Source organism: Microcystis sp. M015S2 (assembly GCF_020245945.1).
Classification (GTDB): domain Bacteria; phylum Cyanobacteriota; class Cyanobacteriia; order Cyanobacteriales; family Microcystaceae; genus Microcystis.
Genome location: NZ_JADBTX010000096.1, coordinates 46522 through 56274, shown reverse-complemented (window position 1 = coordinate 56274; position 9753 = coordinate 46522). Strand labels below are relative to the sequence as shown.

Sequence of the window (9753 nt, the reverse complement as noted above, 5' to 3'; positions counted from 1 at the left end):
CAGTCGGTGTGTTTTTCTCGTCTCGCTTAAATTTTAGGGTTAATCCGCCTTTGGTGCCGGTCTTAATCCCCGTCCCTAATAATTTTACTTCACCTTCCCCGGTAATCTCTACGCAAAGCTCTACTTCATCGAGTTTAAAACTGGTTTGTTGGTTGACCTGTTTCTGTGCTTGATTGAAGACTTTGCCGATAAGCTGGAGAAAATGGGATAGTTCTGTCTCTAGCTTCTCTATGCTCACTTTTACGCCGCGAGTCGCCGCTTCGGTGATAGTTTTCCTTGTGTCCCAGGGATTGCGATAGGTGTCGTTTCCTTTGGCATCTTTATCGGGGGTGACGGGGGTATCTTCTGCGGTGATAATCCAAATAGTTTCTTCTGGCATAGCGCTCTCGTTTTTCGGCAATGGTTCTCCTTTATTATTCTAGTTACCCATTGCTAACTCACCTATAGAGATAGGGGTTAATAGTCCCAAAAAAGGGGGTTTAAATACCCCCAAAGCTCATAAGTTTTATGTTTTAGAGTATTGGTTTTAAACCGTTTCTACCAAGGGACGGGTTAACTTATCCAACTGTTGGGTTAACAGACTCAGGAATAAACCCACATCGGTGACGATACCGACGGATTCTACGGAACCTCGATCGCTTAATTTTGTCACCACGGCCGGGTTAATATCAACACAGACCATTTTCACCCCCGCCGGTGTCATATTGCCCACACCGATGGAATGGAGCATACTAGAGAGCATGAGAATCATGTCTGCACCTTGAATTAAGCGGGAATATTCTTCCTGTGCTTTAATTAAATCCATCTCCGTATCCGGAAGCGGACCATCATCGCGAATTGAACCGGCCAAACTGAAGGGGACATTATTCTTGACGCATTCATACATTACGCCTTTTGTCAATACCCCGGCCGATACAGCTTTGGCGATGCTGCCGTGGCGACGGATGAGGTTGATAATCTTGAGGTGGTGACGATGGCCACCGCGCACGGGGATGCCTTTCTGCATATCTACCCCTAAAGAAGTACCCATGATCGCCTGTTCCATGTCGTGAACTGCGATCGCATTTCCCCCCAGTAAAGCGTGAACGTAACCATCGCGGATTAAACGGGAGAGATGTTGCGCTCCTCCAGTGTGAATGACCACCGGACCTGCCGTTACTACCACTTTACCGCCCTGGTCGCGAATTTGGCGCATTTCCCAGGCAATCTGCTCCACGGTTAACTCGACTCGGCGCTCGCTGGAAACTCCCGCACCCATAAAGGTAAATTCCTGGGTGCTGTTCCGTTGTTCCCTGGATTCCGCCTGTCGGATAGTACGGATGCCCTCAACTCCCACCATAACGCGATCGCCAGCTTTTAAATCCCGTAGCAGAGTACATTTCGCCGTTTTGCCTTCCGGACCTTCAGTGACGACGATGGCTGCATCCATGCGTTGATTTTCCACCCGCACCCATTCACAGTTAACCCGCACTTCCGTGGGATAGATGGTGCTGACATAAAAATCATCGGGAGCGACCCCATCTTGAGCGACAATGGCGGTATTGACATCACAGATTTCTTGGGGACGAGCGGCCGCACCGAGGTCGATCAATTGTACCATGATCTCCTCCATTACCTCGTGAGAGGGTGCAGAAACGCGCACTTCTGCTGAAGAGGTACTTTGGCGCTCAATCCCTAAGGTGAAGTTTAAAACCTTGAAGCTGCCCCCATTTCCCACCACAACATCGAGAGCTTTATTCATAATTCCCGCGTCGAGCAGATGACCTTCTAGCTGGAGAATGCGACTTTCAATGGTGACATTAGCGTGATGGTCTGGAATTAAGGGTTCGGTGGTACGCAGGGTTAAACATTTAGCGGCTCCTCCTGCTTTTAAGAACTCCGTCAGGGGAGTTTGTACCACTTCAAAACCTTTTGCAGCTAAGTTATGTTGTAAATCGTCACTAATTTTATTCATGACGATTACTTGACCGATATTTACTGCATTACAAGCAAAGTTAACCGCATCGGCTTCTTCAACGATAATGCGTTTTTCTTCGGGGATTTTTAACTCAATTAACCGATTAGAATAGGCATCAAAAGCATCGGGATAGTAGAGTAGATAACCACCACTAAGGGGACAAAAACAGGTATCAAGGTGATAAAAACGTTCATCGATTAAACGTAGGGATAAAACCTCGATATCGAGCCATTTAGCGATTAAAGGGTGGGAATCTAACTCGGTTCTGAAGCCATATCCTGCCCATAACCAACGTCCTTCCCGATCTAATAATGCGTCTCCTGCACCTTCAAAGGGTAAATCTTTGGGCAGTTCGTGAACTGTAAAACCGTTATCTTCAAACCACTGTTTAAAATAGGGTTCTTCTCCCTGTCTTTCTTTGTGTAAAAAGCGACTGAGAACGACTATTTTTTCCAGAACTAAACCTGCATTAGCGGTAAAAACCATGTCGGGCCAGCCTTTTTCTGGTGGGACTAAATCCACAAGCGCCCGATCTTTGAGAACATGATAAAGCTGCTGCCATTGTTGCCTAGCTTTTTCTTGGGAAGATTTGTGAATGTTGCCCTCCATCCACGGATTAATCACATAATCCACATCGTAATGATCGGGAGAACACATCAAAAAGCGAATAGTTTCAGTCATATTTTTTGACAATGAATATTCAGTATAAGTAGTCTGGAGATAAGTTTAGACCAATCTTCCATTATACTCTACTTTGCCCCAAAATATGACTAGGCCTAAGATTAGGACAATTTCCACTCTACAAGCTAAAAACAGCCTGATTCTAGCCGATAACTGACGGCTACAAGCTTAAATCATTGTAAATCCTGATATTTAAATAACCCCATAAATTTCGATTTGCGTCCATGTTCCTTAATTAAACTTTCTCGATAAGTTTGCCATTCTTTCCGTCTTCCCGATATATAATCAGCCATTTAATTGCTTCTTCGTAGGGATCAGCCCTTTTTTCGTCGAGTATCTTTTCCGCAGCAGGACGTGCATGATCGATCACCCAGTTAGGATCGACGGTAGCAGCCGCATCCATTATCCGTCAAATTAGGTGAGACTGCACATAGGAATTATCAGAAATAACTTTAATTGCATCTCTAACTAAATTTTTGTGGAGAAATATATCGATTTTAGCCTCTGTGGAACGCCCACCCCCAAACCGGTTGGGTTGACCCAAGGAAACCCAACAAAAAGTCATGAGAGCAGGGGAATAGCGATCGCCAGTCGGGAGAAGAATAATGTCTGGGGGAAGTTCAGTTATTAACCGAATTAAGCTGTTTTTGCAGTGCCACAATGCGATCGCTTGTAGCCGGATGGGTGCTGAGAATTGTCGGGGTAGAACCCCCCTGTTGTGCTAATTTTCGCATAAAGGAGATCATCGCCGTGGGTTCATAACCAGCCCTGGCCAAATTTTTTAAACCCAGTCGGTCCGCTTCTAATTCATCCTTGCGACTGTTTGGCAAACTGTAGGCGAGATTAACCCCCAATTGTACCCAAGTTTTTGTCTCTAATCCCGCCGCACTGAGAAGTCCTTGAGCGAGGGCAGTATTGCGTAATTGGGTGATAGAATGACGACCGACGATATGGCCGATTTCATGGGCAATGACGCTGGCTAATTCTGCCTCATTATCAGTAGTTTTAATCAATCCCGTGTGTAAATAGACAAATCCGCCCATAGTTGCGAAGGCGTTAATGCTATTGTCGCGCACCACTTGAAAAGTGTAGGGAAGGTCAGGGCGATCGCTAGTTGTGGCTAATCGCTGCCCGATTTCTTGGACATATTGGTTAATTCTGGCATCTTTGGACAGTTTCACCTTACCTGATTCTAATAAACCTTGATTAATCTGCCTACCGATGGCGACTTCCTGCTGAGGAGAAATAGTGGAGAGTTGAATAACTTGCACACCCCGAAAAAGTAAATCCATCCACGAGAGCGCGAAACTGGTTTGGGGATTGATAATCCCGATACTCAGGCTCAGCAGCAGAGAAATGATTGTTAATAGCCAAAAACGGTAGAAAATAGGGCGCATAGACGATTCGATCCCATAAAAACCTCATTCCCATTCTAGACAGTCCCTATCACCCTTTGTCTGTTACTGTCCCCGATTGGTTTGATAGACGTAAAAGTTAAATAAATCGAATAAACTGCCAACAAAAGCAAAAGTAACAGCGATGGTTAACATTCCTTGTAGGGGATAACCGCCACCGAAAATGGTTAAAAATTGCAGAATTTGGCTAAAAACAGTCTGAGAAACCCAAGTAAAGCCGGGGACGTGACTGGTGGCCAATAAAGCAGTTAAAATCGAACCCACCAGGAGGACGGGGGCAACAAAACTTAATAGGGTGGAAAATAGCAGAGAACGGAGCAAAGTAAGCATGGGTGCTGATCTCCAGAGAATTGGGGGGCGATCGAACGGGAATAAGAATTTATACTCGCTCCCCTCTAGGATATACGTTCATCTCCGATAGGGACGGTTTTTTAAAAAATCTTAAAATATCATTAAGATTCTTGGTTAAGAAAAATATAGCAGAGGAAGTCCCCACAGGAGCGTACACCGGTGGGGATGCAGCGACTGCCTCCTTTCCGCTTGCTCAAATCCGCTGCTATAACGTTGGTCATTAACTGCCCGAAGCACATAAAACCAGAGGATGATAGAAAAGTTAGAATTACCCTTGCAACTATGACCCTAGATATTATCCCCGAAGGGGAAGAACGCAAAGTGGAAGCTGTTAGTAGTGCCGCTATTGATGGTGCGCCGATCGCCTATATTGTCGTCTTAGCGGCCATTGTCACTACCCTTTCTTTTATTCCCTTCTCCATTGTCCTCGCTTCTGGCGGTAGTATGCCCCTCAGTCAAGCAGTTTTTCCCCTTTTGGGTTGGTTACTCGGCCCGATCGCTGGAGCGATCGCTAGTGGCATTGGGGCCTTAATTGGGACTTTCCTTGCCCCCTACACGGCAGGAATTCCCGCTATTTCGGTCTTTGGGGCGATTTTGTCCAGTTTTGTGGCAGGAACGATGGTTTTAGGCAAAAAACGCCGTTATTGGTGGTTAGGATTGACGTTAATTTTTCTGATTCCCCTATTCATCTACGCTAACCGGGCGATCGGACTGAACGGCATTTCGCCACAAGTCTTTATTGCTGGCGCTTTCGTCGATTGGTCGGCTTTGGTATTATTTATCCTGCCAACCCGGACTCTTTTTCCTTATTGGATCAAAGGTAGCAATTTGGCCCTAGTGGCTGCGGGAATTTTTGGCGGGACCTGGACCGCCAGCGGACTCTCCCATTTAGGAGCCGTCGCCATCACCTACTCGATTTTTAACTGGCCCGAAGAAGTCTGGATCGCTTTAATTCCGATCGTTCCCATAGAAAATCTGATTCGTTCCCTCGTCGGTATGGTGATCGGTTGTGGTGTCATTGCCGGTTTACGGGCGATCGGTCTGGTTAAATCAAGAGAGGCGATCTACTAAATAGGAAGTTTTCCTTTTGGGGAGTGGGGAGTAGGGTGTCGGGGCGGACGCAAGGGCAAGAATTGCCAGGTTGCGTCCAACCCCCCACCGAAAAAAAAAGAGAACTAGCGTTTTAGCCAACTCATCATCGCTCGTAGATCTTGGCCGACTTCTTCGATCGAATGTTCTGCTTCTTGACGACGCATAGCGGTGAACCCCGGTTTACCTGCTTGATTTTCGAGGACAAACTCTCTGGCGAATTGTCCCGATTGAATTTCCCGGAGGATTTTCCGCATTTCGGCCTTAGTCGCTTCCGTCACCACCCGCGGACCGCGAGTATAGTCACCGTACTCGGCTGTATTGGAAATACTATCGCGCATTTTCGCTAAACCGCCCTCGACGATCAGATCGACGATCAGTTTTACCTCGTGTAAACACTCAAAATAGGCTAATTCGGGCTGATAACCAGCTTCCACGAGGGCTTCAAAGCCAGCTTTAATTAAAGCGCTTAAACCGCCGCATAATACTGCCTGTTCGCCAAAAAGATCGGTTTCTGTTTCCTCGCGGAAAGTGGTTTCCAAAACCCCGGCCCGAGTGCCACCGATACCTTTAGCGTAGGCCATTGCCCGATCGCGTGCTTGGCCAGTAGCATCTTGATAGACGGCGAATAAACAGGGGACTCCTTGACCTTGTTCGTAGGTGCGACGGACGAGATGGCCCGGTCCTTTGGGGGCGACCATAACCACATCGACATTATCTGGGGGAACCACTTGCCCAAAATGAATATTAAAGCCGTGGGCAAAAGATAACACCTTACCTGCGCTTAAATTCGGGGCAATTTCGTTGAGATAAATCGTTTTCTGCACTTCATCCGGTAAGAGGATCATGATCCAGTCGGCAATTTTAGCGGCTTCGGCCACATCATAAACCGGAATACCGGCTTCTTTGGCTTTGATGGCCGATTTACTGCCGGGATATAGACCAACAATCACATTAACGCCACTATCCTTGAGATTTAATGCGTGGGCATGACCCTGGGAACCATAACCAATAATAGCGATCGTTTTTCCCGCTAATAAATCTAAATTGGCATCCTCATCATAGTACATTCGTGCCATCGAACTCGCTCCTTAACTTCTTTTGTCACTGTGCAAACTCCTAATTATACGCGAAAATCACGCCCGTCAGAAGCATTTGAGCGCCGGTTTCCCAGAGTCAAGAAAAAATAGTGCCTAGAAAAATTGAAATTTTCTTGAGATATTTGGGTAATCTAACTAGGGAAAGCTGACTTGATCTAGTGGAGCAGAAGGGGGGGTAATGGCCAATTTTTAGCTTGGACTTGGTTCTTTCACCAAAATTGATTACAATATCATCATCAATAGGTGCTTCCTCTCCCCTCACCCAGTCAAGATTAACCTCGCTCTGAACACAGATAATCGGGTTAGTGTTCAGTGCCGAAATAGCTTCTCTCCTTCTCGATTTTTACCTTTTCTGGGTAATTTACCCAGTCAGGATCGTTTATAGACTAATTTACTGCCTTGATCGAGACTAGATAAAATCAGGTCAAAAAATTATTGGCTTTGTTAATCACTAATTCCCTTAGAGCTGCCCCAGAAAATCTATGGTAAGTTTTTTTAAGAAGCTATTGACAAAAAAAACTCAAGGTATTGGGTTAGAGATTACCCCAGAGCGCATTAACGTGGTTCAGATCGCCAAACAGAAACAAAATTATAAATTAGTTAAATATTGTTCGTCGGATATCCCAGAAGGCATCTTTGAGGAGGGAAAAATCGTCGATTCCGTCGCTTTAGCGGAATTAATCCAGGAAGTCCTCAAGGAAAATAAAATTAACAGCAAACGAGTCGCTACTGCTGTCCCCATGCGCGAGTCAATTATCCGGATTATCGCCATTCCCTCGGAATTGGACGAGGAGGAATTGCGCGATCTGGTCTTAAATCATGAAGCTAATTTATACCTTCCCTATCCGCGCGAGGAAGTGGATATCGACTACCAAAAACTGGGCTACTTTGAGGATGAAGACGGCATCGAAAAGGTGCAGGTTTTGCTGGTAGCTACTCGTCGGGAGATCACCGATTCCTATATGGAAACCCTGCAACGGGCAGGATTACAGGTAGATGTACTAGAAATTAATAGTTTTGCCCTAATTCGGACGATTCGCGATCAGTTGCGACAGTTTAGTTCCAATGAAGCTACCGTTATTGTCGATATAGAATTTGATAACACGGAAATTGCCATCGTGGTGGACGGCGTTCCCCAATTTTCCCGCACTGTCCCCATCGGCACTTTCCAGTTACAAAATGCCATTTCCAGGGCGATGAATTTGCCCAGTTCCCGCAGTCCTGAGATTCTTTTGGGGATGACAATCCCGACTACTGCCTTTGATAGTCTTGGCACCAATACTAGTGCTTCCAGAACCTTTACTACCGCCGGGATGGCGGCACTGATGCGGGTTTTAGGGGAATTAACCGATGAATTGCGGCGATCAATTAATTTCTATCTTAACCAAAGTGATGAACTGGAAATGGAAATTGTCCAGTTACTTTTAGCCGGTCCCGGGGGCGGTTTAGCACAACTAGATGAATATTTTACTCAACGTCTCAGCATCCCTACCATGCCCATCGATCCGATCGCAGCCCTGAACTTAGATATCAATCAAGAGATTCCTAATACCCAAAGACCTGGTTTAGGAACAGTTCTCGGTTTAGGATTGCGGGAGGTATAGACAAAAATTATGTATAGTCTTGACGTTAATTTTCTCAAAGATCGCCATCTTAACCGAACAGTCCAAACAACCTCTAACTTCGAGATTTCCACCGTTATTAACCTGAGTAAACAAGTACCCCTGTTCATCGGTGGGGGAGTGGGGGCCGGATTATTGGCACTGACGGGATTACTCGGTGTAACCGTCGGTTGGAAAACTGGCGAAACTCAGGCCAAAATTCAGCAACTGGACAGGGAATTAGGTCAAGTACAAGTCGAAAGTAAAAAACTAGAAGACATCAGAGGGGAACTAAAAGCGGTAGAAGCAGAAAATAAAGCTCTGGTGGGTGTATTCAATCAGATTAGGCCTTGGTCAGCCCTTCTCCAAGAAATTCGCCAACAAACTCCTCCTACTGTGCAGTTAAATAGTGTGCAACAGGTGGAGGTTCCCGCGAACCCCAATCAAGGGCAACCCAATCCAGCTACTCGCTTAAAAATCAGTGGTTTTGCCAGTAATTACGAAGCAGTCAATGATTATCTCTTAACCCTACAAGCTTCTCCTTTTTTACAGGGTAAGCAAACGGTGATCGAAAGTGCTGCCCTGGCCGATTTACCCGTAGAGGTGGACAATCAGTACAAAAATATTAATATTACTTTCCCCCAAGTGGTTCAATTTGTGATCACCGCCCAATTAAGTGATACTCCCGCTACTCAACAACTGCCCAATCTCGCCAGGAATGGAGCGATCGGAGTTATCACCAGGATTAATACTCTCAAAAGCCAAGGAGCCATTCAACCATGACCTTTAACGAAGAATTTGAGAAACTGAAATTAGAGGAATTTGAGGAGTATCCTATCGCTTTCGGGATAACTTTTACTCCCCGTAATAGTGGCATCGCTGCCGCTATGCTAGGTTTACTTGGCTCCCTCTATCTGCTTTTTAACTGGGTGATGCCCGCTTATAATATCTTGCAGCAACTGCAAACCGATGCAGCCGACAAAAAACAACTGCTAGATCAACAAAAAAGCCGTCTCGAATTTTCAGAATTCCAAAAAATCGAGAGTCAGTTACAACAACAAAAAGCTATTGAACAGAAAATTCTCTCGCTTTTTGCTAAAGAAAGGGACTTAAGCACTATTCTCTTAGATGTTAGTAATATCTTTAAGTCTCGCGATGTTAAGCTGGTTAGTTTTCAACCCCAAGGACTAGAACCGGTGGTGGTCTCCGATGGTTCCCTCGGTAGTGAGGTTAATAATAAGCTCAAACGTCACACTTTTAACGTCAAGATGGAAGGGAGCTATGCTAAAACTCACGAGGTTATTCGGGATTTAGAAAGATTACAGCCGCTCATTTTGCTGAACAGTCTCAATACCCAAGTGGATAAGGAAGGATCGACGGTTAAAGTGGTTAGTACCGGCAAAAATAAAGCCACTATCGTTACCCAAGGCGATAAACCCGTGACTACCACCTTTCTTCTCGATGTGATTATTCCTCTCAGTGCTGAAGAATTGGCGAAATTAGCACCACCACCCCCCGCCGAGGGTCAACCCCCCGCTAGTCCGTCCCAATAATAGTCT

10 protein-coding genes are annotated in these 9753 nt (G+C 45.7%); 4 read left to right on the top strand and 6 right to left on the bottom strand.

Translation table 11 applies throughout. The annotated features are described in order from the left end of the window. From IM473_RS17045 to IM473_RS17025, 5 genes are all read right to left on the bottom strand, one after another. The coding region (locus IM473_RS17045) for a Pepco domain-containing protein (protein WP_287657478.1) at window positions 1-400 on the bottom strand (400 nt) is incomplete at its 3' end. Window positions 401-526: 126 nt separating this feature from the next. After that, entirely contained in the window at window positions 527-2638 is a 2112-nt protein-coding gene (argZ, locus tag IM473_RS17040; protein ID WP_287657477.1) for a bifunctional arginine dihydrolase/ornithine cyclodeaminase, read from the bottom strand. Window positions 2639-2873: 235 nt separating this feature from the next. Further along, the gene (locus IM473_RS17035) at window positions 2874-3041 is read right to left on the bottom strand and encodes a hypothetical protein (protein WP_287657475.1); all 168 of its coding nucleotides are present in this window, start codon (window positions 3039-3041) and stop codon (window positions 2874-2876) included. Window positions 3042-3258: 217 nt separating this feature from the next. After that, window positions 3259-4035: a M48 family metallopeptidase gene (locus IM473_RS17030; RefSeq protein ID WP_287657471.1), complete on the bottom strand. Its 777-nt coding sequence runs from the start codon at window positions 4033-4035 to the stop codon at window positions 3259-3261. A 63-nt stretch (window positions 4036-4098) separates the two neighbouring features. Beyond that, a complete protein-coding gene (locus IM473_RS17025; RefSeq protein WP_287657470.1) occupies window positions 4099-4383 on the bottom strand; it encodes a hypothetical protein in 285 nt (94 codons plus the stop codon). A gap of 303 nt (window positions 4384-4686) precedes the next feature. Here IM473_RS17025 and IM473_RS17020 point away from each other — a divergent pair, with 303 nt between their 5' ends. Beyond that, a complete protein-coding gene (locus IM473_RS17020) occupies window positions 4687-5475 on the top strand; it encodes an ECF transporter S component (protein WP_287657469.1) in 789 nt (262 codons plus the stop codon). Between the two features lie 104 nt (window positions 5476-5579). On the opposite strand, the gene ilvC is transcribed toward IM473_RS17020, so the two are convergent. Then, window positions 5580-6572, bottom strand: coding sequence for a ketol-acid reductoisomerase (ilvC, locus tag IM473_RS17015; RefSeq protein ID WP_287657467.1), 993 nt, complete (start codon window positions 6570-6572; stop codon window positions 5580-5582). Between the two features lie 503 nt (window positions 6573-7075). Between ilvC and pilM the strand changes: the two genes are divergently transcribed. Genes pilM through IM473_RS17000 form a run of 3 tightly spaced genes read left to right on the top strand, consistent with a single transcriptional unit; the run spans window position 7076 to window position 9747 of the window. Then, window positions 7076-8197 carry a type IV pilus assembly protein PilM gene (gene pilM, locus IM473_RS17010; protein WP_287657465.1) on the top strand — a complete coding sequence of 374 codons (1122 nt, stop codon included), beginning with the start codon at window positions 7076-7078 and terminating at the stop codon, window positions 8195-8197. A 9-nt stretch (window positions 8198-8206) separates the two neighbouring features. Beyond that, window positions 8207-8977 carry a PilN domain-containing protein gene (locus IM473_RS17005; RefSeq protein ID WP_287657463.1) on the top strand — a complete coding sequence of 257 codons (771 nt, stop codon included), beginning with the start codon at window positions 8207-8209 and terminating at the stop codon, window positions 8975-8977. Continuing rightward, window positions 8974-9747 carry a pilus assembly protein gene (locus IM473_RS17000; protein ID WP_287657462.1) on the top strand — a complete coding sequence of 258 codons (774 nt, stop codon included), beginning with the start codon at window positions 8974-8976 and terminating at the stop codon, window positions 9745-9747. Before IM473_RS17005 ends, IM473_RS17000 begins: the two co-directional genes overlap by 4 nt. The last annotated feature ends 6 nt before the right edge of the window (window positions 9748-9753 follow it).